This window comes from Thalassococcus arenae, from assembly GCF_019104745.1.
GTDB classification, from domain to species: domain Bacteria; phylum Pseudomonadota; class Alphaproteobacteria; order Rhodobacterales; family Rhodobacteraceae; genus Thalassococcus_B; species Thalassococcus_B arenae.
The window spans coordinates 711040-734219 of the sequence record NZ_JAHRWL010000002.1; the positions used below are offsets into that span (position 1 = coordinate 711040).

The following is a 23180-nucleotide window of genomic DNA, read 5'->3' on the forward strand; positions in this document are numbered from 1 at the left end:
TGTCCGGCCGGCCGTTCAGATCACCCCGTCGAACCGCTCGGGCAGCCGGAACTGCATCGGATAGTCGGGTCGGTCGAAATTCCAGAAACCCGTTTCGCCACGCGGCTTCCAGCTGCGCTCCATCCGTTTGCGCACCCAGCCCAGGTCGAACCCGTCCTGCATCTCGAGATCGGCAAACGCCTCGAACACGGCCCGGTCCTCGCCCCGTGCCTCGGCGAACCAGTGCCGCCCGATGGCGGCCTGCTGTACGCCGACGCCGACCTCTTCGGTCACCTTGTTGCGCTGGTTCATCGTGGCGACGTAATTGGCGAAATCGCAGAACTTGAGGTGGAACAGGTACAGCCCCGGTGGCACGTGAAGCTTGTCGTATTGGGTAAAGTGGCCGCCGCGGGCGATCTTTGCGCCGTGGCTGATCAGGCAGGGTTTGGAATAATGCGGTGCCAGCCGGACATGCCGGCGCGGCCCCAGGATCGCGCCGTCGATCGTATCGGGCTCGATGTCGATACGGTGGATCACCTCCAGTCCCACCGGCGTCACCACCCGCCGCAACGGTGCGTCGCGCAGGAAATCCAGCAGCGTCTGCCCGGTCTGGGGGTCCATCACCACCAGTTCGTCGACATCGCCGACGATGACATGGTCGTAGTAACAGCGCAGCCCCTGCACGAGGTTGTTCAGCAAGCGCCAGCGCTTCATGTCGAAATTCGGGTGTGGATCGCCGGGAATGCCGATGATGTTGCAACCCCGGGCCAGTGCGGCGACTTCGGCACCGCGGCCGTGGTTGACGATATAGCAGTTCTCGCGCCCCAGCATGCGGCCGTAATGGTTCAGCCAGGCCTTCAGGAAAAACGCGTCGTCGCGCACCATGGTCAGCGCGGCGGCCACCGATTGCATCTGCTCACCTCGTTTTGTTTTCCCGCAGACTATCCCAGCCCCCGCGACAAGAGAATCGCTTTCTGTCGCGGGCGCCGCTATCGTTGCGCGCAAACAATAACGGGCAGTGGCATGAACGCGGTTTCCCTGGGCGAAAAAGGCTGGCTGATCCGGCGTGACGGGCCGCCGGTGACGCGGTTTCAGGTCTTCGGCGAACGGTCGTCGGGCACCAATTTCGTCAAGCGGCTGGTCGGCCGCAACACCGCACTGACCCCGCGTGAAGACCTTGGCTGGAAGCACGGTTTCGCGCAGATGACGGCGATCCCTGCCGATTTCGCGGTGATCTGCGTGGTGCGCGATGCGCGCGCCTGGGCGCTGTCGATGCATGCCAAACCATGGCACTGCCCGCCCGCGATGCAGGCACTGGATTTCCCGGCGTTCCTCCGCGCCGAATGGACCACGGTGGCCGACCGCAAGCGTTATTTTCCGCAGGTGGCCGATCTTGGCGGCGAAGGCCGGCCCCTGCAGCAGGACCGCCATCCACTGACCGGTTTGCCCTTTGCCAACCTGTTCGCGCTGCGCCGGGCCAAGCTGGCGGCGCTGTCTTCGTTCGCCAACCGCGGTTGCGCATTGGTCTTGGCCCGGCTCGAAGCGGTGCAAGCCGCGCCCGATGCGTTTCTGGCCGATCTCTGCGCCGGATTCGGCACCGAACCACCGGTGCAGCCCCTCAAACCGGTGGTCAAACGGCTGGGTGCGAAATTCCTGCCTGCCATCGATCCGCGCCCTGCGACGCCGACGGCGTTCAGCGATGCCGACCTGGATTTCCTGCGCGCATCCGTCGACGACGCACAAGAGGCGGCGCTTGGCTATGTTTACTGAGCTTCAACCAGGATCGCTCTGAAATCGTTGACATTCGTGCCCGTCGGTCCAGGCGCGAACAGGTCGCCTATCGCATCGAACGCGCCCCAGGGGTCGTCCTTGGCCTGATAGGCGGCCGCGGTCGTGCCGGTCGCGCGCAGGCGCGCCGCGCTGGTGCCATCGGCAAAGGCCCCGGCATTGTCCTGCGACCCGTCGATCCCGTCGGTATCGGCGGCCAGCGCGTGGATGCCGGCCAGCCCGTCGATGGCGGCGGCGAGGCTCAGCAGGAACGCGGTGTTGCGCCCGCCGCGGCCCGGTTCCGGGCCCAGCGTGACGGTCGTCTCTCCGCCCGACAGGATCACCACCGGCGGCACGAAGGGACGGCAGCGCGTCGCGCATTCCCGCGCGATGGCGGCATGGACAAGGCCCACATCGCGCGCCTCGCCCTCGATGGCGTCCGACAGGATCACCGCCGGGATGCCGAACGCCTCGGCGCGCGCAGCGGCGGATTCAAGTGAAATTCGCGCTGAAGCAATGACTTGGACAGAATTCCTCGCAAAAACCGGGTGGTCGGGGCGGGGCGGTTCCGGTGGCGACCCGTTCAGATAGTCGAGGATCGGTTGCGGCAGTGCGATCCGGTGCGCAGCAACCAGCGCCAGCGCATCGGCCACGCCTTTCGCGTCCGGCACGGTCGGGCCCGAGGCCACCTGCGCCGGGTCGTCGCCCGGCACGTCCGACACCACCAGCGACACCACGCGGGCGGGATGCGCCGCCACAGCCAGCCGCCCGCCCTTGATCCGGCTGACCTGCTTGCGGATCGCGTTCATCACTCCGATCGGCGCGCCCGAGGCCAGCAGCGCACGGTTCAGCGCCTGTTCGTCCTCCAGTGTCAAACCTTCGGCCGGCGCCGGCAACAGGGCCGATCCGCCGCCACAGATCAGCGCGACGACCAGGTCGTCCTCGCTCAGCCCCGCGACCGCGTCGAATGCCGCCTGTGTCGCCGCCATGCCCGCCGTGTCCGGCACCGGATGCGCGGCCTCGAGCACCGGCAGATACCGGCAGGGCGCGGCATAGCCGTAGCGCGTGACCACCACGCCTTCGACCGGCGCGCCCCACAATTCCTCGAACGCCGCGGCCAGTTGCGCCGCGCCCTTGCCCACCGCCACGACGACCGTTCGGCCCTTGGGCCGGTCCGGCAGATGCGGCCTGAGCGCCTTGAGCGGATCGGCGGCGGCAACGGCGGTTTCGAACAGATCGGTCAGAAACGCCCTGGGATCGTTCATGCGGCGTCCTCGTGTCTTTGCGCCAGCCGTTCGACGGCCTCGCGCACCTTGGGGAGCGGGTCGCAGGATTTGCGCGTCTCCAGCGAGACATGCAGCAGGAACTGGTCGCAGGACGCCAGCAGCGCGCCATCGCTGGCGCGCTTCATCGCGTGCCCCAACCGCAGTTTCCTGCCCTGCCCCAGCAACACGCGGGTTTCGACGAAAATCGCCTCTCCGGCAAGGGTTTCGGCGTGATACTTGATGTTGGTCTCGGCGGTGAAATAGCTGTGGCCCGCGGCGATATAGGCCTTGTCCGCGCCGATATGGGTCATCAGCTCTTCCGAGGCGTCGCTGAACACCTGGCCATAGCGGCCTTCGTTCATGTGCCCGTTCACATCGGTCCAGTCCACCGGAACGATCCGGCGCACCGTCACCATCGGCACGGTGTCCTCCAGCGGCTGGCGCAGGCTGTCGTCATGCGCCGCGATCAGCCGTCCCGCCGCCTTGCCCTGCCCCTTGAGCGCCCGCAGCATCGCGACCAGGTTGTTGTCGCGCTCGCGTTCCAACTCGCGGATCGTGCGGTCACCGGATTGCGCGTCGGACTGCCCGGCGATCAGGTCGACAAGGTCGTCGTTGAATTCCGGCACATCCATCAGCTTGGTCCACGGCCAGCTCAGACACGGGCCGAACTGCGCCATGAAATGCCGCATGCCCGCCTCGCCCCCGGCGATGCGGTAGGTCTCGAACAGGCCCATCTGCCCCCAACGCAGGCCGAACCCCATGCGGATGGCCTCGTCGATCTCCTCGGTGGTGGCGATGCCGTCCTTGACCAGCCAAAGTGCTTCGCGCCACACCGCCTCGAGAAAACGATCGGCGATATGGGCGTCGATCTCGGCCCGGACATGCAGCGGGAACATGCCGATCCCGGTCAGGATTTCCTTCGCACGCTCAATGATTTCCGGCGATGTCTTCGGGCTCGGAACAACCTCGGCCAGCGGCAACAGGTAGACCGGGTTGAACGGATGCGCGACCAGGATCTGTTCGGGGCGCGCCGAAATGGCCTGCAATTCCGACGGCTTGAAACCGCTGGTCGAGGATGCCAGCACCGCGCCGGGGTCGCAGGCCGCTTGCAGCGTCTGATAGACCTTCTGTTTCAACTCCAGCCGTTCCGGCACGCTTTCCTGGATATAGCCCGCGCCGCTGACCGCGTCGGACATCGTGCCGTGAAAGGTGACGGGCCCCGGTTCGGGCATTCGGGCTTCATAAAGCATCGGCAGTGCGCGGCGCGCGTTGTCCATCACCGCGCCCAGCTTGCGTTCCGCCTCGGGGTCGGGATCGAAGACCCGCACCTCCCAGCCCATCAGCGAGAACCGCGCGGCCCAGCCGCCGCCGATCACGCCGCCCCCGATGATCGCCGCACGTTTCATGGGCCCTCCATCCGCTTCAGATCGTAGCCATACCAGTCAAGGATTTCCCGCGCCGCGCGCAGCCGCTCGCCGGGGTTCCCGGTGCGGTCCATGATCCAGACACGGCTTCCGTCCGGCGCACCAAGCGCGGCGGTGCGGTCGTCGATGTCGATCCAGTGCACCCAGACCGCCTGGTCGCCCAGCGTCAGCCGCCCCCGCCCGGAATCGGCCAGCGGCAGGGTCACTTCCGCCATCCGCAGCGCACCGCCATCAACGGCGATCCGGGTGCCCGATGTCATTCCTGCGCCCTGCACCACGACCCAGTCACCTTGCAGACGCGCCAGCGTCGCATCGGCCTGCGAGGCGATGGGCGCCGTCGGATTGCGCAAGGGCACGGTGACGGGCACCAGCGCGCCCGGCGGCGGCGCGGCGCAGGCCGTGGCCAGCAGCAGGGCCGCGACGGCCGCTCTCACGCCCGACCCTCCAGCGCGTCGGCCACTGCGCCCGCCATATGCGCGCCGAACCGGTGATGCTGACCGGCCTCCCAATGCACGCCGTCGGTGTCCGATGACGCCACCACGGCGCCCGCATCGACAAAGGCGCAGCCCAGCTGCGCAGCAACGGCGCGCATGTGATCCGCCAGCCCGGTCTGCCGCGTTTCGGCCCCGGCAAAGACATCGACCAGCGTGCCGGTCTCGCGGACCGGCGGAGGAGCGACGATCATCTCGGCGCCGCTGACGCCCTCGGCGCGGGACATCAGGACCAGCCTTTCGACCGAACGGGCGATTTCCCAGGCGGTGACGGAAAAGCGGGCCTTCAGGTCATTGGTGCCCAGCATGATGACCAGCAGATCGATGGGCTTGTGCGAATGCAGGATCGCCGGCAGCACCGCGGCGCCGTTGCGCGCGCCGCCCTCGACGCTGTCGTTATGCACGGTGGTCCGACCCGGCAGCCCTTCGCAGATCACCGACACGTCCGGCCCCAGGGCAGTGGCCATGACCGATGGCCAGCGGTCGGCCGGGCCGTGGCGCACCGACACGCCCGCCTGCGCCATCGGCCGCGTGCCGTGGCTGTTGCTGTCGCCGTAGACCAGGACGGTCTTCATGCCGGCGCGCGCTTGACCAGCCCCAGCCGGTCGCGCACCTCCTGCGGCCCCAGCACCCGGGCGCCCATCCGTTCGACGATGCCCACGGCGCGTTCGACCAATTGCGCGTTGGTGGCCAGCACGCCCTTTTCCAAAAACAGGTTGTCCTCGAGCCCGACGCGCACATGCCCGCCCGCCAGCACCGCGGCGGCGACATAGGCCATCTGGTCGCGGCCCAGCGAAAAGGCCGAGAATGTCCAGTCGGGCGGCACGTTGTTCACCATCGCCTGGAAGGTGTTGAGATCGTTGGGTGCGCCCCAGGGCACGCCCATGCACAGCTGCACCAAGGCGGGCGCGTCCAGCACGCCTTCCTCGACCAGCTTCTTGGCGAACCACAGATGCCCGGTGTCGAAGGCCTCGATCTCGGGCTTCACGCCCAGATCGGTCATCATCCGGCCCATCGCCCGCAACATGCCGGGCGTGTTGGTCATGACGTAATCGGCTTCGGCGAAATTCATCGTGCCGCAATCCAGTGTGCAGATCTCGGGCAGGCACTCGGCGATATGGGCCACGCGTTCGGTTGCGCCGACCATGTCGGTGCCCCCCGCCACCGGTAGCGGTTTCTCGACCCCGCCGAACACGATGTCGCCGCCCATCCCGGCGGTCAGGTTCAGCACGACATCGGTGTCGGCAGAGCGGATGCGGTCGGTCACTTCGCGGTAATACCCCAGATCACGCGACGGCGCGCCGGTTTCGGGGTCGCGGACATGGCAATGCACGATCGCGGCCCCGGCGCGCGCCGCCGCGATGGCGCTGTCGGCGATCTGCTGGGGCGAACGCGGCACGTGCGGGCTGCGATCCTGGGTGCCGCCCGAGCCGGTCACGGCACAGGTGATGAAGACCTCGCGGTTCATGGCCAATGGCATATCGTCCCCCCATGCCTTTCGGCGGAGACTGCGCCAGCGGCGCACGCGGCGCAAGCGGGCTTGGCCCGGAAATCGCCCCGGCGGCGCGCAAAAATGGCCGTCTTTACCGGCGACAAAGGGATTCCTGCTTGTCTGCCTTCGCCATCTGCCGCTCGGGGTCTCATGCCACGCACCGCCCATTCCGACGATCCGGCGCTTTTGCGCGCCCGCCGCGCCCGGCTGTTCGATCTGCACCGCCAGAAGCTGTGCCAGGACAGCGCCGCCCTGCCCGGCCCCGACTTGCCGGTGCTATCCGCCGCGATGATCCGGCAGTTGCGCGACCGTGCGCAGGATTCGCTGGTCCGGCGCCCGACCGACTAGCCGCGAAAACCGGTCGCGACGACGAATTTCTCGGAAGAATCCGACCGGCTGGCCGGTGGCTTGACGTTCGCCACCTTTTCGAACCGCTGCTTCAGCAATGCCTGAAGGCTGCCCTCGGCCCCGCCGGCCAGCACCTTGGCCACGAATGTTCCGCCCGGCTCGAGCACGTCGAAGGCCAGTTCCGCCGCCGCTTCGCACAGCGCGATGATGCGTATGTGATCCGTCTGCTTGTGCCCGGACGATGCCGCCGCCATGTCCGACATCACCACGTCGGCCTTGCCGCCCAGCCAGTCCTTGACCTGTTGATCGGCACCCTCGGCCAGGAAATCCAGCACATGGATCTCGGCGCCGGGGATGTGGTCTATCTCCTGCAGGTCGATGCCCAGCACCCGACCCTGCGCCTTGTCGCGACGTTCGCCCAGGGCGTTCACCCGCTTGACCGCGACCTGGCACCAGCCACCCGGCGCGCAACCCAGGTCCACCACCCGGGCGCCGGGCACCAGGAACCGGTACTTGTCATCCAGTTCCAGGATCTTGTAGGCCGCGCGCCCACGATACCCTTCGTCGCGGGCGCGCTTGACATAGGGATCGTTCAACTGGCGTTGCAGCCAGCGCGTCGAGCTGAGCTTGCGGCCCCGCGCGGTCTTGACCTTGACCTTGAGATCGCGCTGCCCGCGTCCCGATGTGTTCTTCGGCCCCTTGGCCATGGCGTGCGCCGCTCCTGTCTTCTCCGGTTCCGAAATATCCCGGGGGTGAAAGGGCCGCAACGCGGTCCTGAGGGGGCAGCGCCCCCGGCACCGGTGCCCCGCGAACCTGCCGCCCGCCCGCCTAAAGCGGCCCGTCTTCCAGCACCCCGTCCGCCGACATCTGTGCGTAAAGCAACCCCTCGCGCAACCCGCGGTCGGCCACCGACAGCCGGTCCGTCGGCCAAAGCCGCAAGAGCGCCTGCAGGATCGCCGCGCCGGACATGATCAGCGCCTGCCGGTCCTGGCCGATGCGCGGATCGCGCCGTCGTCCGACCGGACCCAGCTCCAGATATCGCCGGATCACCGCCTCGATCTGGTCCGAGGTCATCCGCAGCCCGTCCACCTTGGTCCGGTCGTAGCGCTTCAGCCCCAGATGCGACGCCGCCACCGTCGTGACCGTGCCGCTGGTGCCGACGATCTGAAAGCCCTCGCGCGCCTGTTCGTCCTTGTAGGGCGCGAATTCGGCCAGGTTTTCCTCGAAGAACCAGCTCATCAGCGCGTAACGGGCCGCGTCGTCCTCGACATCCGAGAACTGGTCGCGCAACGTCGCGACACCCAGCGGCACGCTGATCCAATCGACCACCTTGGCCGCCGGAAACGGGCTGTCGGGCGTGTGGAAACCGGCATGCAGGCGCATGATGGCGCGCGGTCGTTCGCGCGGTTCGACCCCGCTCAGATCGATCCAGACCAGCTCGGTCGACCCGCCGCCGATATCGACCACCAGAAGCTGCTCGGTGCGGGTGGACACCAGCGGCGCGCAGGAAATCACCGCCAGCCGCGCCTCTTCCTCGGGTTGGATGATTTCCAGCGTCAGGCCGGTTTCACGGCGCACCGATCGGATGAAGTCGCGGGCGTTCTGGGCGCGCCGGCAGGCTTCGGTCGCCACCAGGCGCATGCGCGTGACCTTGTGGCGCGTCAGTTTCTGCTGGCAGACCCGGATGGCGGAAATCGTCCGGTTCATCGACGCCCGGCTGAGACGGCCGGTGCGCTCCAATCCCTGCCCCAGTTGAACCGATTTCGAAAAGCTGTCCACAACATGGAATTGACTGCCCTTGGGTTGGGCAATCAGCATTCGGCAACTGTTTGTGCCCAGATCCAGCGCCGCGTACAGCGCTTCGGTATCGGGCCGTTCTGGCGCAGGGCTCTCGACCGGTTTCGGGAAAGCGCCCGCACCCGTGGGACGCTGTGGCGCCATGATCGAAGCGCCTTTCCGAGTTTCAAGTTGCGATCACGATACGCGCCGGATCGGGATCGCGCAAGACGGGCGAAGCCGCTTGCCCAGGGGGTTTGTGTAAAACCCTTCGAAGTAGGCGTATTCCTGGTCCAGGAAGGGCCGCAAGGCATCGATGGTCGCACCTTCCAGCGCTTCGATTCGCAAGGTGACTTCCGAGGAATTGCGCCGCCGCAGCCGCACCGGCCGGGCGCAGCGCCGGCTGAGGTCGCGGGCCAGCACGTCCAATTCGTCGGTCTTGTAGATCCGGTCGTAATGCGGGCGCAGTTCGGGACCGAGGAACAGCCAGGCGCCCATTGCGTGGTGCTTGATCGAGGACGACACGGTTTTGTACGCTTCGAGATTGCGGAAGAACGCGTCGGGGCCAGGCTCGCGCTCCAGCGCGGCGCTGCCGCTCTGCAGTTTGCGAAGCCGCCGCGAATTGCGCAGGTCGCCGAATTGCAGAACCCGGTTGGTGTAGCATGACATCAGCCGCTTGGCCGGGTCGCGGATCACGCAGAACCGCCAGTGATCCGACACCGCCTGCCAGCGATGCGGACGAAAGCGCCGGGTCGGATAGGCGTCATGAAAGGTGTAGGCACCGATGGCGTCGTCCTTCGGCACCGCGACGTCGGGATCGAGACGCGCAAGCGCTTCCTTGACCGATGAACAACCGGCCTTGGGCAACGCCATGTAGGCGATCTTGTGCGCATCGATAGCGATGACCATGTCCTGTCCCCTGTTGTGGTGTCTGCTCGGACGTTTTCCGGGGTATCCGCCCAATCTGGCAGCAATGGGGCGAATCATGAAGCGTCTTCATGGTCTTTATGGGAAATTCGAGCGGAGTGTGGCCTTGGCCCCCCGTCCGGACCGCACTACCGTGCAGGTCGCTCATGGGGCCGCGATTGTCGAAATTCGACGCCGCGCGGTGCCGGTGCGGCGGTAAAGAGGCCCTACCGAAACGGAGGAATCAGGCGCATGCCCGCGGTCACCATCGTCTACTGGCGCGACATCCCGGCCCAGGTCATCGTCGGCAAGGGCCGCAACGGCGCCAAGATGCCGCTGCCCGAGCGGTTCGAGCAGGCGATCGACCGCGCCGCGATGAAGGTCGGCGCCGCCGAGACCGACGCCTATCTTGCGGAATGGCGCAAGGCCGATCCGGTCGAAATGGAGGGCGAGCCCGCCGAACTGGCCGCGCGCGAAGCCGCGCGGCTGGATACTGAATACGATCAGGACCGCATCAAGGCGCTGATCGCCAATGATGGCTGGGCGTGACCGCCCCATGAGGCTTTGGGAGGAGCTGATGGCTCTTTTGAATTTCCGCAAGCGCGAAACCACCGCGGCCCCCGCCAACGGCGCGCTCGAAGCCTTTCTGCAAGGCTATTCCATCGAGGTGATGCCGCGCACCGCCGAGAAGGTCGAGGACTTCCGCGCCCTGCTGCCCGAGGGCACCCGCGTCTACATCGCCCATATCGAGGGCACCCCGATCGAGGACATGGTCGCCACGGCCAGACGCCTGTCCGCCGACGGCTATCCCGTCATGCCGCATTTCCCGGCGCGGATCATCAAGGACAAGGCCACGCTGGCCGACTGGATCGCGCGCTACCAGGGCGAGGCGGGTGTCGAGCAGGCGCTGCTGCTGGCAGGCGGCGTGGAAAAGCCGCACGGTGATTTTCACAGCTCGATGCAACTGCTGGAGACCGGGCTGTTCGACCAGGCAGGCTTCAAGCGCCTGCATGTCGCCGGTCACCCCGAAGGCAACCGCGACATCGACCCCAAGGGCGGCGACAAGACGGTGATGGAGGCGCTGCGCTGGAAGCAGGCGTTTTCCGAACGCACCGACGCTCAGATGGCCCTGGCCACGCAATTCGCCTTTGACGCCGGCCCGATCATCGCCTGGGCCGACCGTCTGCGTTCCGAAGGCATCACCCTGCCCATCCATATCGGTATCGCGGGCCCTGCCAAATTGCAGACACTCATCAAGTTCGCCATCGCCTGCGGCGTCGGCCCGTCGCTCAAGGTGCTGCAAAAGCGCGCGATGGACGTCTCCAAGCTGCTGATGCCCTACGAACCGACCGAGGTGCTGACCAGGCTGGCCGCACACAAGGCCGCGCATCCCGACTTCAACATCGAGCGCGTGCATTTCTTCCCGCTGGGCGGGATCAAGACCAATGCGCAATGGGCCATCGACAATGGCGGCGCGTCGGGCCAGCCCGCCGGCCGCTGACCGATGCCCGATGCCGCGCTGCTATTCGATCTGGACGGAACGCTTCTGAACAGCGACCCGATCCATATCGCGGTTTTCCGCGAGATGATGGAACCGCGCGGCATCACCATCGACGAGGCGTTTTATGCCCGCCATGTCCATGGCCGCCTGAACGTCGATTTCTTCGCGGAATTCCTGCCCGACGAACCCGACCCGCAGGCCCTGTCCGAGGCCAAGGAAGCCGCCTTTCGCGACCGCCTGCCCAGGCCCTACCCGGCCATGCCGGGCGCTGCGGCGCTGGTGAACCGCGCCCGCGATCGCGGCTGGGGTCTGGCCGTGGTCACCAACGCGATGCGCCCGAATGCCGAGGCGATGCTGTCGGCCATCGGCCTGGACGATGCCTTCGAGACCATCGTCATCGGCGAGGAATGTGCCCGCGGCAAACCCGACCCGCTGCCCTACCGGACCGCGATGGATGCGCTTGGCGTGGCGCCGAACCGCTGCGTCGCGTTCGAGGACAGCCCCGCAGGATTGCGGGCGGCGCGGCGGTCGGGCGCCTATACCGTCGGCATTCGCTCCAGCCTGCCCGACGCCCGCCTTCACGAGGCCGGCGCCCATATCAGCATCACCGATTTCACCGACACCGCGCTTGAGAGCATTCTCGACCGCCTGACAGGAGTACCCGCACCATGACCCGCACCATCGTCGAGTCGAAAACCAAAACCGCGATCATCGGCTTTGACCAGCCGTTCTGCGTGATCGGCGAGCGGATCAACCCCACGGGCCGAAAGAAGCTGGCGGCCGAGCTCGAGGCGGGCGATTTCTCGACCGTGGAATCCGATGCCGTGGCGCAGGTCATGGCGGGTGCCACCGTGCTCGATATCAACGCGGGCGTGGTCTACAACTCGAACCCCAACCCGAACGAAACCGAACCGCCCCTGATGCGCAAGATGATCGAACTGGTGCAGGGGCTGGTGGACGTGCCGCTGTGCATCGACAGCTCGGTGCCCGCCGCGCTCGAGGCCGGGCTTCAGGCCTGCGAGGGCCGGCCGCTTCTGAACTCGGTCACCGGCGAGGAAGACCGGCTGGAATTCGTCCTGCCGCTGGTCAAGAAATACAACGTACCCGTGGTGGCGATCAGCAACGACGATACCGGCATTTCCGAAGACCCCGACGTGCGCTTCGCCGTCGCCAAGAAGATCGTCGAACGCGCCGCCGATTTCGGCATTCCGGCCCATGACATCGTGGTCGACCCGCTGGTCATGCCGATCGGCGCCATGGCGACGGCGGGCAACCAGGTGTTCACGCTGGTGCGTCGCCTGCGCGAGGAACTGGGCGTCAACACCACCTGCGGCGCGTCGAATATCAGTTTCGGCCTGCCCAACCGGCACGGCATCAACAACGCCTTTCTACCGATGGCGATGGGTGCCGGCATGACATCCGCGATCATGAACCCCGTGGCGCTGCCGGTCACGCAAAAGGCCATCGCCGAAAAGAAGGCCGAGATCGAGGCGGCCGGCCTTGTGCTGCCGCCGGACATGGATGACGAAACCTTCGTCACACTGTTCGGCCTGGGTTCGACCAAACCGCGCCCGGGCAAGGAAATGGAGGCGATCCGCGCCGCCAACCTGCTGACCAACAACGACCCCCATGGCGGCGCCTGGATTTCGTTCAACAAGCCCGCGGGCGAACAGGGCGGCGAAGCCCGTGGCAGCGGACGCCGCGCCGGTGGGCGGCGGCGCCGGGCCTGATCGGGTTCGGGGGCTCTGCCCCCGCCCGCCGATGGCGGGCTCCCCCGGAGTTTCCGGGCAAGATGAAGAGGCGGGCGTTCAGCCCGCCTTTTTCGTGGCGAGCAACAGCGAGGTTTCGGAATTGGCCACGCCATCCAGCCGACGGATCCGCGCCAGCACGCCGTCCAGAGCCTCGAGGCTGTCGGTGCCCAGTTCGGCGATCACGTCCCAGCGGCCATTGGTGCTGTGCAGGGCGCGCACCTCGGGAAACCCGCCGAGCTGGCGCAGGATGCGATCGGTGCCCCGTCCCTCGATGCCGATCATCATCAGCGCACGCACCGCGTCGCGCGTCACATCGTCCTTGAGCACCACGGTAAAGCCGACGATGTCGCCGCTTTGGCGCAGCTTGTCGATGCGGGCGCGGATCGTCGTCCGCGACAGCCCCAGACGCCCGGCGAGGTCGGACAGCGACGCCCGGGCATCGTGGCGCAGCGCGGCGATCAGGCGGTGGTCGTTTTTGTCCATTTCGGTCGTCCGTTCTTTCGTTTTGCAGAAACATCGCCCGGATCGGCCATTCTGTCATCTGTTTTCCTGCCCGTTTCGCAGGCAACTATCCCGCAAAGACGACGAAAGGCGACTCACACATGTCGAATAAGATCCTGTTGATCGGCGCCCCGGTGGACAGCGGCAAGACCCGCCAGGGCTGCCTGATGGGCCCCGATGCCTATCGCATCGCGGGCCTGGGCCGGGCACTGAGCAACCTGGGCCACGACGTGCGCGACCTGGGCAATCTCGCGCCGGATGCCAATGATCTCGCCGAGGACGCGCATCTGTTCCAATTGCCGCAGACCGTCGGCTGGACCGCGGCCCTGTCGCGCGCGGCGCAGTCCGCCTGCGCCGAGGGCCTGCCGATCTTTCTGGGCGGCGATCACGCGCTGTCACTGGGCACGGTGCATGGCGCCGCCGCCCATGCCGCCACGCAGGGCAAGCCGCTATTCGTGCTGTGGCTGGACGCGCATTCCGATTTCCACACCCCGCAAAGCACCGAATCCGGCAATCTGCATGGCACGCCGCTGGCCTATGTCTCGGGCCGGCCGGGATTCGGGGTCTTCCCGCCCGTGCCGCATCCTGTGCCCGAGGAAAACCTCTGCATCATCGGGCTGCGTTCGGTCGACGCGCAGGAACGGCTGGTGCTGGAAGACACCGGCATCCGCCGCCACGACATGCGCCAGATCGACGAGACCGGCGTGGCCGGGCTGCTCAAGCCTTTCTTGGAAACGGTCGACAGGGCTGGCGGCATGCTGCATGTGTCGCTGGATGTCGATTTCCTCGACCCCTCGGTCGCACCCGCGGTCGGCACCACCGTTCCCGGCGGCGCCACGGTGCGCGAGGCGCATCTGGTGATGGAGATGCTGCACGACAGCGGGCTGATGACCTCGATGGACCTGGTCGAGTTGAACCCGATGCTGGATGAACGCGGCCGCACCGCGCAATTGATGGTCGATCTGTGCGCCTCGGCGCTTGGCCGCCGCGTCTTCGACCGCCCCACCCCGCGCATCTACTGAGGCCCGCCATGACCCCGTCCGACAAGGCCCTTGTTCCTTTCGTGTCCGTCGACCAGATGATGCAGATCGTCCACAAGATCGGGCTGACGCGAATGTTCACCGCCCTCGCCGATGCCATCGCCGAGGATTTCCTGCGCTGGCAGGATTTCGACAAGACGCCGCGCGTGGCCGCGCATTCCAATGTCGGCGTGATCGAACTGATGCCCACCGCCGACAACAGCCATTACGCCTTCAAATACGTCAACGGGCATCCCAAGAACACCGCCGAGGGCTTGCAGACCGTGACGGCCTTCGGCGTGCTGGCGGATGTGACCACGGGCTATCCGCTGCTGCTGTCGGAAATGACCCTGCTGACCGCGCTGCGCACCGCGGCGATGTCGGCGCTGGCGGCCAAGCATCTGGCGCCGAAGGATGCCCGCGTGATGGCGATGATCGGCAACGGCGCGCAATCGGAATTCCAGTGCCTGGCGATGCAGGCGCTGGTCGGCATCGATGCCGTGCGCCTGTTCGACAGCGACCCGGCGGCCAGCCGCAAATGCGCCGCCAACCTGCAGGGCCGCGGCCTGACCGTCACCATCTGCGACACCCCCGAGGCCGCCTGCGAAGGCGCGCAGATCCTCACCACCTGCACCGCCGACAAGCGCAACGCCCGCGTGCTGACCGACAACATGGTCGGCGCCGGCGTGCATGTGAACGCAATCGGCGGCGACTGCCCCGGCAAGACCGAACTGGCCGAGGCGATCCTGCACCGGGCGTCGATCTTCGTCGAATACCCGCCCCAGACCCGGATCGAGGGCGAGATCCAGCAACTGGCCGCCGACCACCCCGTCACCGAATTCTGGCAGGTGCTGGCGGGGCGCGAGCCGGGCCGCCGCGATGCCCGCCAGATCACGCTGTTCGACAGCGTCGGGTTCGCCATCGAGGATTTCAGCGCCCTGCGCGTGGTGCATCGGCTGGCGCGCGAGACCGGGCTCTACCAGCCGCTCGACCTGCTGGCCGACCCCGACGATCCGCGCGACCTGTTCGGGATGCTGATGCGCGCCAAGGCGCCCGCCGCCGCCTGAACCTTGGTCGCAGACGGGCCGTCTGGGCCTTGCGGGCAATGGTGCGCTTGCCGCGACCCGTCCATTTCGGAACCATCGACCCCAGGCATCGGGCCCGGGGTCACTTCCGAAAGGACATGTCATGAAACGCATCGTTTTTCCGCTGATCGCCGTTGCGTTGATGGCCGGCGCCGCCCATGCCTCGGGCGACCGCGTCATCGACCCCGCGAAACAGGACCAGATCCGGCAGCACCTGACCCAACAGGGCTACGACGTCCGGTCGATCCAGTCCGAAGACGGCCTGATCGAGGTCTATGCCGTCAAGAACGGCCAGCGGCTCGAACTGTATCTCGACGCCGATCTGAAAATCGTCCGCCAGAAGATCGACGACTGAGCGCCCTGCGGGCGGCCGAACGGCCGCCCGCCACGGAGAACCCCACCATGATCGAACACAAGGTTTGGGACCCGGCGCTTCGGGTCTTTCATTGGGCCCTGGCGGTCGGTTTCGCCGCCAATGCCCTGGTCATCGAAGACGACTCGCGCTTGCACGCCCAGTTGGGCTATGCGATCGCGGCCCTTCTCGGCCTGCGGTTGCTCTGGGGCCTGGTCGGCCCGCGCCACGCGCGTTTCGCCAGTTTCCCGCTCAGCCCCGCGGGGATCCTGCGGCACCTGTCCGACATCGCCACGGCCCGCCGGCGGGCCCATCTGGGCCATTCCCCGCTGGGTGCCGCGATGATCTGGAACCTGCTGCTGTCGGTGGCGGCCATCGCGCTGACCGGCCACATGATGACGCTGGATGCCTATTGGGGCCGCGCCTGGGTCGAGGAACTGCACGAAGCCCTGGTGGTCTGGGCGGGCCTGTCGATAGGGCTGCATGTCGCCGCGGTGATCTGGGAATCGCGGCGCACCGGGATCAACCTGCCCCGCGCCATGGTGACCGGTGTGAAAACCGTTCCGGACGGCGTAATAATCGACCCATGAAAGTGCATGACACGCCGGCCACGCTGATTGTCCTGATCGTCGCGCAAAGCCTTTGCGCGGCGTTCTTTCTGTGGGACGTGCTGCGTGACGGACTCGTGCTGGGCTGGCCGCCCTTCGTTCACTGGCATTTCATGGTTGAGGCGTTCGCGGTGCTGGCGCTGATCGCCGGTGTCGTCTTCGAGGCCGGGGCGCTGATGCGGCTGCTGCGGCGCAAGGCCTGGCTGGAACGGCAGGTTTCGGTCGCGGCGGGCGCGCTGCATGCCGTGATGGAGGCGCAATTCAACGACTGGTCGCTGACCCCGTCCGAAGCCGATGTCGCCACGCTGGCCATCAAGGGCATGACGATCTCGGAAATCGCGGCATTGCGCGGATCGGCCGAGGGCACGGTGAAATCGCATCTGGGTTCGGTCTATCGCAAGGCCGGGCTGTCGGGGCGCGGCGCGCTTCTGGCGCATTTCATCGAGTCGCTGCTCGACCATCCCGCCCTCGACAAGCCGTGACAGCGCGCCGCGGCTCTGGCAGAACGGGGCCGTGAACGCGGAGCGGGCCATGACCAACACCCTCGCCATCATCCTGGGCGTCCTGATCGTGGCCGCGATCGGCGTGGATTACCTGTTTTTCGGCACGGAGCACCTGGTGTTCCTGGCCAAGAAGTTCATGAGCCTGATCGAATGGCTGGCTTTCTGGCGCTAGCGGCGCGCGCTGCGTCGCCTTGACTTGGCCTGCCCGATCTGATTGTTAGCGTTAACAACGCGCCCCAGGCGAGAAAGGGATCTGCCATGAGTGTGAAGGTTGCCATCAACGGGTTTGGCCGTATCGGCCGCAATGTCCTGCGCGCGATCATCGAGTCGGGGCGCACCGATATCGAGGTCGTCGCGATCAACGATCTGGGCCCGGTCGAAACCAATGCCCACCTGCTGCAATACGACAGCGTGCATGGCCGTTTCCCGGTCGAGGTCAAGACCGGCGCCGACACGATCGACGTGGGCCGCGGCCCGATCCGCGTGACGGCGTTGCGCAACCCCGCCGACCTGCCCTGGTCGGATGTCGACATCGTCATGGAATGCACCGGCATCTTCACCTCCAAGGAAGCCTGCCAGGCGCATCTGGAAAACGGTTCGAGCCGGGTGCTGATCTCGGCGCCGGGCAAGGACGCGGATGCCACCATCGTCTACGGCGTCAACCACGACACGCTGAAATCCGACCACATCGTGGTGTCGAACGCGTCGTGCACCACTAACTGCCTGTCGCCGGTGGCCAAGGTGCTGAATGACACCGTCGGCATCAAGCGCGGCTTCATGACGACGATCCATTCCTATACCGGCGACCAGCCGACGCTGGACACCTTCCACAAGGATCTCTATCGCGCGCGCGCCGCGGCGATGAACATGATCCCCACTTCGACCGGTGCGGCCAAGGCCGTGGGCCTGGTGCTGCCGGAACTGAACGGCAAGTTGGACGGCGTCGCGATCCGGGTGCCGACCCCCAACGTGTCGGTCGTCGACCTGACCTTCGAATCCAACCGCGCCACCAGCGCCGAGGAAATCAACGACGCGATCCGCGCCGCCGCGAACGGCCCGCTCAAGGGCATTCTGGGCTTCACCGACCGTCCGCTGGTCAGCATGGATTTCAACCACGACCCCCACAGCTCGATCTTCGCCACCGACCAGACCAAGGTGATGGACGGCACGATGTGCCGGGTGCTCAGCTGGTATGACAACGAATGGGGGTTCTCGAACCGGATGGCCGACACCGCCGTGGCGATGGCCAAGCTGATCTGACCTGAAATCGGCGATTTTCGTACGGATTGGTCGGGCGCCGCGCAGTATCGCGGCGCCCGATCGCGTTTGTGGCGACGCGGTGACCGGCCGGTCCTGTCCGGACAAACCCGCGTCTCCCTTGCACCTTTTGCATGGCGGGTCTTGCCAGGCTGCAATTGTGCTGCGTCGCAGCAATCATATGTTAGCGGCATCAGGAACTCGTATCGAGGAAAGGAGTTACCCCATGCAATCGTTCCTTTCGACCATCCGCAGCTCGATGGAAAAGCGCACTCTCTACAACCGGACCGTCGGTGAAATCCGCCGGATGCCGCGCGATGTGGCGCTGGATCTGAATATCTTTCCGGAAGACGCGGAAAAGATCGCCTACAAGGCCGTCTACGGCGGCTAGGCGGTTCCGAACCGCTGCTGAAGCGCCCGGCGCACGGGCGGCGTGACGAATTTGGACACGTCGCCGCCCAGCCGGGCGATTTCCTTGACCAGCTTGGAGGCGATCGCCTGGTGCCGGGCTTCGGCCATCAGGAACACCGTCTCGATGCTGTCGTCCAGCGCCCGGTTCATGCCAACCATCTGAAATTCATACTCGAAATCCGCCACCGCGCGCAGGCCGCGGATGATGACGCCGGCGCCCACGTCGCGGGCGCAGTCGATCAGCAGGTTCTCGAAGGGATGTGCGACGATCTCGGTGCCGGTCTGTTCCGAAAGCGAACGGCATTCCGCCTCGATCATCGCGACGCGTTCTTCCAGCGGAAACAGCGGACCCTTGTCGCGGTTGATCGCCACGCCGATCACCAGCCGGTCGACCAATCCCGCCGCGCGGCGGATGATGTCGATATGGCCATGGGTGATCGGATCGAAGGTGCCGGGATAAAGGCCGATGCGCATGGGTCTTTCCTGTCGGTCTGCGTCAGGCGCACGCAACAATATTGCGCGCGTGATTGCAACCCCGGCTCAGTGGCCCATGATCATGCCTTGCAGCGCGTCTTTCTCCATGGCCAGCTCGCTCAGCCGTGCCTTGACCACGTCGCCCAGCGTGATCAGCCCGACCATCTTGCCGTCCTCGACCACCGGCATGTGCCGGAACCGGCCTTCGGTCATGGTGGCCAGGATGTCGTCGGCCTTGTCGGTGCGTTTGCAGGTGACCAGTTTCGACGTCATCATCGAATCCACCGTGTCCTCGAGGCAGGACGCTCCGCGCGCGGCCAGAACGCGCACGATGTCGCGTTCCGACAGGATGCCGTCGGCGGTTTCGCCGTCGGCCGAGATCACCACCGTCCCGATGCGCTTCTCCGCAAGGACCTTGGCGGCTTCCGACACCAGCGTACCCGGCTTAACGGTGACCACACCGTCGGTTCCCTTGCTCTTGAGGATATTCAGAACCTGCATGCCGGACCTCTATCTGACAGTTTCGTGATGGTCCCAGCGTCCTCCCGTCGGCCCAGTGCTGTCAAGGGTTTGCTTGATGCTGCGTCTCTGCGCCCCAACCCGGAGCGCCGTCGACGGCATGTTCCAGACGGGCGACTTCGTGGCGCAGACCCTGTGCCAGCGCCTCGGCGAAACGGGTGATCCGGGTCAGGCGGCGGTCGTCGGCGTGACGCACGAGGTAGAAGCTGCGTATCAGGTGCACCTCGTCAGGCAGAACCCGGCTGATGCCTGGCGCGGCGGGCAGCGCGAAATCGTGCACGATGCCGATCCCGGCCCCCGCGCGGATCCACTGGAATTGCACGGCGACCGAGTTGGACGCCAGCCGCACGCGGTCGATCCCGATCTCGGCCAGGTAGTCCAGTTCGCGGTCGAAGATCATGTCGGGAACATAGCCGACGATGCGATGGTCCCGCAGGTCGGCGCGGGCGCGGATCGGCGCAGCCTTGTCCAGATAGACCCGCGACGCCGCCAGGCTCAGGCGGTAATCGGTGATCTTCTGCACGGTCAGGCGGCCAGCGGTCGGCGGCGACACCGCGACGGCAAGATCGGCCTCGCGCCGACTGAGGTTGACGACGCGCGGCAGCGCCACGATCTGGACGTCGAGATCGGGGTTGTCGGCGGAGATCGCCGCGCAGACCTGTGGCAGCAGGAAATTCGCGCAGCCGTCGGGCGCGCCGATGCGGATCTGGCCGGACAACCCTTCGGATCGGCCCTGCACCGCCTCGGCAGCCAGGCTCATCGCCTGTTCGGCTGCTTCGGCATGGGGGACCAGGCGGGCGCCTGCCTCGGTCAGGGCGTAGCCCACGGGTGATTTGGCGAACAGCGCCGTACCAAGCGCCTGTTCCAGCCGCGCCACGCGGCGCCCCACCGTCGCCGCATCCATCCGGAGGCCGCGCCCGGCCGCCGACAGGCTTTCGCCGCGCGCGACCGCAAGAAACACCTTCAGATCGTCCCAGGCTGGCGTCACCTTTGCAATCCTGCAAAACCTTTTTGCTGACTTACCTCTCCTACCCGCGTTTTTGCAAGGCTATGCTGCACCCAGCCAAAGGAGTGAGCCATGCAGGAATTGTCCCACTGGATCGACGGCAAACGCGTGCCCGGCACGTCGGGCCGTTTCGCCGATGTCTTCAACCCCGCCACCGGAGAGGTTCAAGCCAAGTTGCCGCTGGCGTCGAAGGCGGAAGTCGATGCCGCCGTCGCCCGCGCCGCCGAGGCCCAACCCGCCTGGGGCGCGACCAATCCGCAGCGCCGCGCGCGGGTGATGATGAAGGTCGTCGAGCTGCTCAACCGCGACATGGACAAGCTGGCCGAGGCGCTGAGCCGCGAACACGGCAAGACCATTCCCGACGCCAAGGGCGATGTGCAGCGCGGGCTTGAGGTGATCGAGTTCTGCATCGGCGCGCCGCATCTGCTCAAGGGTGAATACACCGACAGCGCCGGCCCCGGGATCGACATGTATTCCATGCGCCAACCCCTTGGGGTCGTTGCCGGAATCACGCCGTTCAACTTCCCCGCCATGATCCCGCTGTGGAAGATGGGCCCGGCGCTGGCCTGCGGCAACGCCTTCATCCTCAAGCCGTCCGAACGCGATCCCTCGGTGCCGCTGATGCTGGCCGAGATCTTTCAGGAGGCCGGTCTGCCAGATGGCGTGCTGCAGGTCGTGAACGGCGACAAGGAAGCCGTGGATGCGATCCTCGAGAACCAGACCGTGATGGCCGTGGGTTTCGTCGGATCGACCCCGATCGCGCAATACATCTATGCCAAGGGATGTGAAAACGGCAAACGGGTGCAGTGTTTCGGCGGCGCCAAGAACCACATGATCGTCATGCCCGACGCCGATATGGACCAGGCGGCCGATGCGCTGGTGGGTGCGGGCTATGGCGCAGCGGGCGAACGCTGCATGGCGATTTCGGTGGCGGTTCCGGTGGGCGAGGAAACCGCCGACCGGCTGATCGCGGCGCTGGTGCCGCGGATCGAAAAACTCAAGGTCGGCCCCTACACGGCCGGAAACGACATCGATTACGGCCCGGTCGTGACCGCAGCGGCCAAGCAGAACATCCTGCGTCTGGTCGAATCGGGCATCGCGCAGGGTGCCGAACTGGTCGTCGACGGGCGCGATTTCAAGCTGCAGGGCTATGAGGACGGCTTTTTCGTCGGCCCGCACCTGTTCGACCGCGTGACCCCGGACATGGACATCTACCGCAAGGAGATTTTCGGCCCGGTCCTGTCCACCGTCCGCGCCGGCAGCTACGAAGAAGCGATCGGCCTGGCGATGGACCACGAATACGGCAACGGCACCGCGATCTTTACCCGCGACGGCGACGCCGCGCGTGACTTCGCCAGCCGGATCAATATCGGCATGGTTGGGATCAACGTGCCGATCCCGGTGCCGCTGGCCTATCACACCTTCGGCGGTTGGAAGAAATCCGGCTTTGGCGATCTCAACCAGCACGGCCCGGACGCCTTCCGGTTCTACACGCGCACCAAGACGGTCACTGCACGCTGGCCATCGGGCATCAAGGAGGGCGGCGAGTTCAACTTCAAGGCCATGGACTGACCGCGTTTCCATCGCACCCCCCCCCGGTCCGGTTCTAGACAGATCCGGTCCGGGGCTTTTACACCTTCCGAATTTTCGATATGAGTTGCGAAACGCGGGGCGCGTTCGTCGCTTCCGCCATTTCAAACGGTTTCGGGGGCGCTGTCGTGACGGTGAAATTCGGTATTCTGCCCCGTCTGGGCCTTGTCGTCGTGCGCTTTTCCGGTTTCGCGGAACTTGCCGAAACGGAAACGGCATTCGAAAACTACAGGAAACATCCCGATTATCGGCCTGGCCAGAAACAGCTGCTCGATCTGTCCGGAGTGACGGGTTTCGACCGGGATTACACCCGAGCGATGGCATTTCAGGCAAAGGCGACCGAGGTTTTCGTCGGAAACGACCCCGAAACCATGCTTGTCGTTTATGCCCCGACGGATATCGGTTTGAAAATGGCCGAATTGATCGTCCGGCCCTGGGATTGCACGCCTTTCGTCGTGCCGCTTGTCCAAAGAAACGAGGCCGATGCCCTGCAGTTGCTGGGTGTGCCGCAGACAACGCTCGCCGAATTGAGGGCCTTGGCCCAAACCTCTTGAAACCTGGAAATAAAGAGTGTGATCGAAAAATCGCATAACAACTTATGCGTGCGGCTTCCGTAGGGTCACTCTTGAAAAAGGTTTATTTACACGACATTCACTATTTGCATGTCTGTGCACCATTTTGTCCGTTCCGATCTGAACCTGGTCGCCGTGTATTGCTGCAACAGCCTGACGGCTGCCGATTATTACGCGTCTTTCAGGAATAGTGTCGCGCATCCGGAATACGGACCGGAAATGAATCATATCGTCGACCTGACCGACGTGACAGATTATGCGCTGGACTTCGTGCAGATGCTGGGTCTGGTCAACCGGATGGCGGCCCATTTCGAACCGGGCGTTTCCACCAAGGCCGCCCTTTTGGCCCCATCCGAGCTGTCTTTCGGCGTCGCGCGGATGTTCCAGTCGCTGGCCGATGGCAACCTTCCGCACGACATTCACATCTTTGAGGATTTCGGCGCCGCCGCCCGGTTCCTGGACCTCGACCTCGTCGGCCGGTTCGGATTGTTCGGTGAGGCGACGCGCCGAAGCGCCTGAAGCGGCTTCGCAAATCGCTTGCCCGCCGGTCACGGCTTTGTTTTCCTGTGGTCAGGGAGGCTGG

General features: G+C 66.0%; 30 protein-coding genes. 16 read left to right on the forward strand and 14 right to left on the reverse strand.

Annotation, left to right across the window (positions count from 1 at the left end):
• Nucleotides 1–15: 15 nt before the first annotated feature.
• On the reverse strand, nt 16–891 hold the full coding sequence (locus KUH32_RS14740; RefSeq protein ID WP_217779358.1) for a glycosyltransferase family protein: 876 nt from the start codon (nt 889–891) through the stop codon (nt 16–18).
• Between the two features lie 111 nt (nt 892–1002).
• Between KUH32_RS14740 and KUH32_RS14745 the strand changes: the two genes are divergently transcribed.
• Complete coding sequence (locus KUH32_RS14745; protein WP_217779359.1) at nt 1003–1749, forward strand: hypothetical protein; 747 nt, start codon at nt 1003–1005, stop codon at nt 1747–1749.
• Here the strand turns inward: KUH32_RS14745 and KUH32_RS14750 are convergent.
• Genes KUH32_RS14750 through bcoG form a run of 5 tightly spaced genes read right to left on the reverse strand, consistent with a single transcriptional unit; the run spans nt 1743 to nt 6406 of the window.
• Nucleotides 1743–3011 carry a glycerate kinase type-2 family protein gene (locus KUH32_RS14750; protein WP_217779360.1) on the reverse strand — a complete coding sequence of 423 codons (1269 nt, stop codon included), beginning with the start codon at nt 3009–3011 and terminating at the stop codon, nt 1743–1745. The two genes, KUH32_RS14745 and KUH32_RS14750, sit on opposite strands and share 7 nt — an antisense overlap.
• Nucleotides 3008–4417 (reverse strand): carnitine 3-dehydrogenase, encoded by a 1410-nt coding sequence (locus KUH32_RS14755; RefSeq protein WP_217779361.1) that lies wholly within the window; start codon nt 4415–4417, stop codon nt 3008–3010. Before KUH32_RS14755 ends, KUH32_RS14750 begins: the two co-directional genes overlap by 4 nt.
• Nucleotides 4414–4869, reverse strand: a complete 456-nt coding sequence (locus tag KUH32_RS14760) for a lipocalin/fatty acid-binding family protein (RefSeq protein ID WP_217779362.1) — start codon at nt 4867–4869, stop codon at nt 4414–4416. The genes KUH32_RS14755 and KUH32_RS14760 overlap by 4 nt, the downstream gene beginning before the upstream one ends.
• Nucleotides 4866–5501: an SGNH/GDSL hydrolase family protein gene (locus KUH32_RS14765; RefSeq protein WP_217779363.1), complete on the reverse strand. Its 636-nt coding sequence runs from the start codon at nt 5499–5501 to the stop codon at nt 4866–4868. Before KUH32_RS14765 ends, KUH32_RS14760 begins: the two co-directional genes overlap by 4 nt.
• Nucleotides 5498–6406: a 3-dehydrocarnitine:acetyl-CoA trimethylamine transferase BcoG gene (gene bcoG / locus KUH32_RS14770; RefSeq protein WP_217779364.1), complete on the reverse strand. Its 909-nt coding sequence runs from the start codon at nt 6404–6406 to the stop codon at nt 5498–5500. Before bcoG ends, KUH32_RS14765 begins: the two co-directional genes overlap by 4 nt.
• Before the next feature lie 162 nt (nt 6407–6568).
• On the opposite strand from bcoG, the gene KUH32_RS14775 reads away from it, so the two are divergent.
• Entirely contained in the window at nt 6569–6766 is a 198-nt protein-coding gene (locus tag KUH32_RS14775) for a hypothetical protein (RefSeq protein WP_217779365.1), read from the forward strand.
• On the opposite strand, the gene KUH32_RS14780 is transcribed toward KUH32_RS14775, so the two are convergent.
• From KUH32_RS14780 to KUH32_RS14790, 3 genes are all read right to left on the reverse strand, one after another.
• Nucleotides 6763–7473, reverse strand: a complete 711-nt coding sequence (locus KUH32_RS14780) for an RlmE family RNA methyltransferase (protein ID WP_217779366.1) — start codon at nt 7471–7473, stop codon at nt 6763–6765. The genes KUH32_RS14775 and KUH32_RS14780 overlap by 4 nt on opposite strands.
• Nucleotides 7474–7594: 121 nt before the next feature.
• Nucleotides 7595–8707 (reverse strand): Ppx/GppA phosphatase family protein, encoded by a 1113-nt coding sequence (locus KUH32_RS14785; RefSeq protein WP_217779367.1) that lies wholly within the window; start codon nt 8705–8707, stop codon nt 7595–7597.
• Nucleotides 8708–8740: 33 nt separating this feature from the next.
• A complete protein-coding gene (locus KUH32_RS14790; protein ID WP_217779368.1) occupies nt 8741–9451 on the reverse strand; it encodes a sulfotransferase family 2 domain-containing protein in 711 nt (236 codons plus the stop codon).
• 249 nt (nt 9452–9700) lie between these two features.
• Here KUH32_RS14790 and KUH32_RS14795 point away from each other — a divergent pair, with 249 nt between their 5' ends.
• The 4 genes from KUH32_RS14795 to KUH32_RS14810 are packed head-to-tail and all read left to right on the forward strand — an operon-like array spanning nt 9701 to nt 12679.
• Nucleotides 9701–9997, forward strand: a complete 297-nt coding sequence (locus KUH32_RS14795; RefSeq protein ID WP_217779369.1) for a virulence factor — start codon at nt 9701–9703, stop codon at nt 9995–9997.
• Between the two features lie 28 nt (nt 9998–10025).
• Entirely contained in the window at nt 10026–10949 is a 924-nt protein-coding gene (locus tag KUH32_RS14800) for a methylenetetrahydrofolate reductase (protein WP_217779370.1), read from the forward strand.
• Nucleotides 10950–10952: 3 nt separating this feature from the next.
• Nucleotides 10953–11621 (forward strand): HAD family hydrolase, encoded by a 669-nt coding sequence (locus KUH32_RS14805; RefSeq protein ID WP_217779371.1) that lies wholly within the window; start codon nt 10953–10955, stop codon nt 11619–11621.
• A complete protein-coding gene (locus KUH32_RS14810) occupies nt 11618–12679 on the forward strand; it encodes a methyltetrahydrofolate cobalamin methyltransferase (protein ID WP_217779372.1) in 1062 nt (353 codons plus the stop codon). Before KUH32_RS14805 ends, KUH32_RS14810 begins: the two co-directional genes overlap by 4 nt.
• A 78-nt stretch (nt 12680–12757) precedes the next feature.
• Here KUH32_RS14810 and KUH32_RS14815 read toward each other — a convergent pair whose 3' ends face one another.
• Nucleotides 12758–13183 (reverse strand): Lrp/AsnC family transcriptional regulator, encoded by a 426-nt coding sequence (locus KUH32_RS14815; RefSeq protein ID WP_217779373.1) that lies wholly within the window; start codon nt 13181–13183, stop codon nt 12758–12760.
• A 119-nt stretch (nt 13184–13302) separates the two neighbouring features.
• Between KUH32_RS14815 and rocF the strand changes: the two genes are divergently transcribed.
• From rocF to KUH32_RS14855, 8 genes are all read left to right on the forward strand, one after another.
• Nucleotides 13303–14223, forward strand: coding sequence for an arginase (gene rocF, locus KUH32_RS14820; RefSeq protein ID WP_217779374.1), 921 nt, complete (start codon nt 13303–13305; stop codon nt 14221–14223).
• Nucleotides 14224–14231: 8 nt separating this feature from the next.
• A complete protein-coding gene (ocd, locus tag KUH32_RS14825) occupies nt 14232–15287 on the forward strand; it encodes an ornithine cyclodeaminase (protein ID WP_217779375.1) in 1056 nt (351 codons plus the stop codon).
• 121 nt (nt 15288–15408) lie between these two features.
• A complete protein-coding gene (locus tag KUH32_RS14830; protein ID WP_217779376.1) occupies nt 15409–15660 on the forward strand; it encodes a PepSY domain-containing protein in 252 nt (83 codons plus the stop codon).
• Between the two features lie 47 nt (nt 15661–15707).
• Nucleotides 15708–16247, forward strand: coding sequence for a cytochrome b/b6 domain-containing protein (locus KUH32_RS14835; protein WP_217779377.1), 540 nt, complete (start codon nt 15708–15710; stop codon nt 16245–16247).
• The gene (locus KUH32_RS14840) at nt 16244–16747 is read left to right on the forward strand and encodes a helix-turn-helix transcriptional regulator (RefSeq protein ID WP_217779378.1); all 504 of its coding nucleotides are present in this window, start codon (nt 16244–16246) and stop codon (nt 16745–16747) included. The genes KUH32_RS14835 and KUH32_RS14840 overlap by 4 nt, the downstream gene beginning before the upstream one ends.
• Before the next feature lie 49 nt (nt 16748–16796).
• Nucleotides 16797–16940 (forward strand): hypothetical protein, encoded by a 144-nt coding sequence (locus KUH32_RS14845; RefSeq protein ID WP_217779379.1) that lies wholly within the window; start codon nt 16797–16799, stop codon nt 16938–16940.
• Between the two features lie 86 nt (nt 16941–17026).
• Complete coding sequence (gap, locus tag KUH32_RS14850; protein ID WP_217779380.1) at nt 17027–18028, forward strand: type I glyceraldehyde-3-phosphate dehydrogenase; 1002 nt, start codon at nt 17027–17029, stop codon at nt 18026–18028.
• Nucleotides 18029–18251: 223 nt separating this feature from the next.
• A complete protein-coding gene (locus KUH32_RS14855) occupies nt 18252–18416 on the forward strand; it encodes a hypothetical protein (protein WP_217779381.1) in 165 nt (54 codons plus the stop codon).
• On the opposite strand, the gene coaD is transcribed toward KUH32_RS14855, so the two are convergent.
• From coaD to KUH32_RS14870, 3 genes are all read right to left on the reverse strand, one after another.
• Complete coding sequence (gene coaD, locus KUH32_RS14860) at nt 18413–18910, reverse strand: pantetheine-phosphate adenylyltransferase (protein WP_217779382.1); 498 nt, start codon at nt 18908–18910, stop codon at nt 18413–18415. The genes KUH32_RS14855 and coaD overlap by 4 nt on opposite strands.
• Nucleotides 18911–18976: 66 nt before the next feature.
• Complete coding sequence (locus KUH32_RS14865) at nt 18977–19411, reverse strand: CBS domain-containing protein (RefSeq protein WP_217779383.1); 435 nt, start codon at nt 19409–19411, stop codon at nt 18977–18979.
• A 61-nt stretch (nt 19412–19472) separates the two neighbouring features.
• Complete coding sequence (locus KUH32_RS14870) at nt 19473–20417, reverse strand: LysR family transcriptional regulator (protein WP_217779384.1); 945 nt, start codon at nt 20415–20417, stop codon at nt 19473–19475.
• A gap of 90 nt (nt 20418–20507) precedes the next feature.
• Here KUH32_RS14870 and KUH32_RS14875 point away from each other — a divergent pair, with 90 nt between their 5' ends.
• Nucleotides 20508–22007: a CoA-acylating methylmalonate-semialdehyde dehydrogenase gene (locus KUH32_RS14875; RefSeq protein ID WP_217779385.1), complete on the forward strand. Its 1500-nt coding sequence runs from the start codon at nt 20508–20510 to the stop codon at nt 22005–22007.
• A gap of 122 nt (nt 22008–22129) precedes the next feature.
• On the opposite strand, the gene KUH32_RS14880 is transcribed toward KUH32_RS14875, so the two are convergent.
• Nucleotides 22130–22615 (reverse strand): hypothetical protein, encoded by a 486-nt coding sequence (locus KUH32_RS14880; protein ID WP_217779386.1) that lies wholly within the window; start codon nt 22613–22615, stop codon nt 22130–22132.
• A gap of 201 nt (nt 22616–22816) precedes the next feature.
• Between KUH32_RS14880 and KUH32_RS14885 the strand changes: the two genes are divergently transcribed.
• Nucleotides 22817–23116 carry a hypothetical protein gene (locus KUH32_RS14885; RefSeq protein WP_217779387.1) on the forward strand — a complete coding sequence of 100 codons (300 nt, stop codon included), beginning with the start codon at nt 22817–22819 and terminating at the stop codon, nt 23114–23116.
• Nucleotides 23117–23180 lie beyond the last annotated feature (64 nt).

Excerpts from the sequence above, each read along its gene's own strand:
- KUH32_RS14740 (WP_217779358.1), bottom strand. The coding sequence starts at position 891 with ATGCAATCGGTGGCCGCCGCGCTGACCATGGTGCGCGACGACGCGTTT.
- bcoG (WP_217779364.1), bottom strand. The coding sequence starts at position 6,406 with ATGCCATTGGCCATGAACCGCGAGGTCTTCATCACCTGTGCCGTGACC.
- gap (WP_217779380.1), top strand. The coding sequence starts at position 17,027 with ATGAGTGTGAAGGTTGCCATCAACGGGTTTGGCCGTATCGGCCGCAAT.
- ocd (WP_217779375.1), top strand. The coding sequence starts at position 14,232 with ATGACCCCGTCCGACAAGGCCCTTGTTCCTTTCGTGTCCGTCGACCAG.
- KUH32_RS14875 (WP_217779385.1), top strand. The coding sequence starts at position 20,508 with ATGCAGGAATTGTCCCACTGGATCGACGGCAAACGCGTGCCCGGCACG.
- KUH32_RS14745 (WP_217779359.1), top strand. The coding sequence starts at position 1,003 with ATGAACGCGGTTTCCCTGGGCGAAAAAGGCTGGCTGATCCGGCGTGAC.
- coaD (WP_217779382.1), bottom strand. The coding sequence starts at position 18,910 with ATGCGCATCGGCCTTTATCCCGGCACCTTCGATCCGATCACCCATGGC.
- KUH32_RS14880 (WP_217779386.1), bottom strand. The coding sequence starts at position 22,615 with ATGCGATTTTTCGATCACACTCTTTATTTCCAGGTTTCAAGAGGTTTG.
- KUH32_RS14845 (WP_217779379.1), top strand. The coding sequence starts at position 16,797 with ATGACCAACACCCTCGCCATCATCCTGGGCGTCCTGATCGTGGCCGCG.
- KUH32_RS14810 (WP_217779372.1), top strand. The coding sequence starts at position 11,618 with ATGACCCGCACCATCGTCGAGTCGAAAACCAAAACCGCGATCATCGGC.
- KUH32_RS14835 (WP_217779377.1), top strand. The coding sequence starts at position 15,708 with ATGATCGAACACAAGGTTTGGGACCCGGCGCTTCGGGTCTTTCATTGG.
- KUH32_RS14765 (WP_217779363.1), bottom strand. The coding sequence starts at position 5,501 with ATGAAGACCGTCCTGGTCTACGGCGACAGCAACAGCCACGGCACGCGG.
- KUH32_RS14755 (WP_217779361.1), bottom strand. The coding sequence starts at position 4,417 with ATGAAACGTGCGGCGATCATCGGGGGCGGCGTGATCGGCGGCGGCTGG.
- KUH32_RS14855 (WP_217779381.1), top strand. The coding sequence starts at position 18,252 with ATGCAATCGTTCCTTTCGACCATCCGCAGCTCGATGGAAAAGCGCACT.
- KUH32_RS14885 (WP_217779387.1), top strand. The coding sequence starts at position 22,817 with ATGAATCATATCGTCGACCTGACCGACGTGACAGATTATGCGCTGGAC.
- KUH32_RS14790 (WP_217779368.1), bottom strand. The coding sequence starts at position 9,451 with ATGGTCATCGCTATCGATGCGCACAAGATCGCCTACATGGCGTTGCCC.
- KUH32_RS14805 (WP_217779371.1), top strand. The coding sequence starts at position 10,953 with ATGCCCGATGCCGCGCTGCTATTCGATCTGGACGGAACGCTTCTGAAC.
- rocF (WP_217779374.1), top strand. The coding sequence starts at position 13,303 with ATGTCGAATAAGATCCTGTTGATCGGCGCCCCGGTGGACAGCGGCAAG.
- KUH32_RS14800 (WP_217779370.1), top strand. The coding sequence starts at position 10,026 with ATGGCTCTTTTGAATTTCCGCAAGCGCGAAACCACCGCGGCCCCCGCC.
- KUH32_RS14865 (WP_217779383.1), bottom strand. The coding sequence starts at position 19,411 with ATGCAGGTTCTGAATATCCTCAAGAGCAAGGGAACCGACGGTGTGGTC.
- KUH32_RS14780 (WP_217779366.1), bottom strand. The coding sequence starts at position 7,473 with ATGGCCAAGGGGCCGAAGAACACATCGGGACGCGGGCAGCGCGATCTC.
- KUH32_RS14795 (WP_217779369.1), top strand. The coding sequence starts at position 9,701 with ATGCCCGCGGTCACCATCGTCTACTGGCGCGACATCCCGGCCCAGGTC.
- KUH32_RS14830 (WP_217779376.1), top strand. The coding sequence starts at position 15,409 with ATGAAACGCATCGTTTTTCCGCTGATCGCCGTTGCGTTGATGGCCGGC.
- KUH32_RS14775 (WP_217779365.1), top strand. The coding sequence starts at position 6,569 with ATGCCACGCACCGCCCATTCCGACGATCCGGCGCTTTTGCGCGCCCGC.
- KUH32_RS14750 (WP_217779360.1), bottom strand. The coding sequence starts at position 3,011 with ATGAACGATCCCAGGGCGTTTCTGACCGATCTGTTCGAAACCGCCGTT.
- KUH32_RS14815 (WP_217779373.1), bottom strand. The coding sequence starts at position 13,183 with ATGGACAAAAACGACCACCGCCTGATCGCCGCGCTGCGCCACGATGCC.
- KUH32_RS14840 (WP_217779378.1), top strand. The coding sequence starts at position 16,244 with ATGAAAGTGCATGACACGCCGGCCACGCTGATTGTCCTGATCGTCGCG.
- KUH32_RS14785 (WP_217779367.1), bottom strand. The coding sequence starts at position 8,707 with ATGGCGCCACAGCGTCCCACGGGTGCGGGCGCTTTCCCGAAACCGGTC.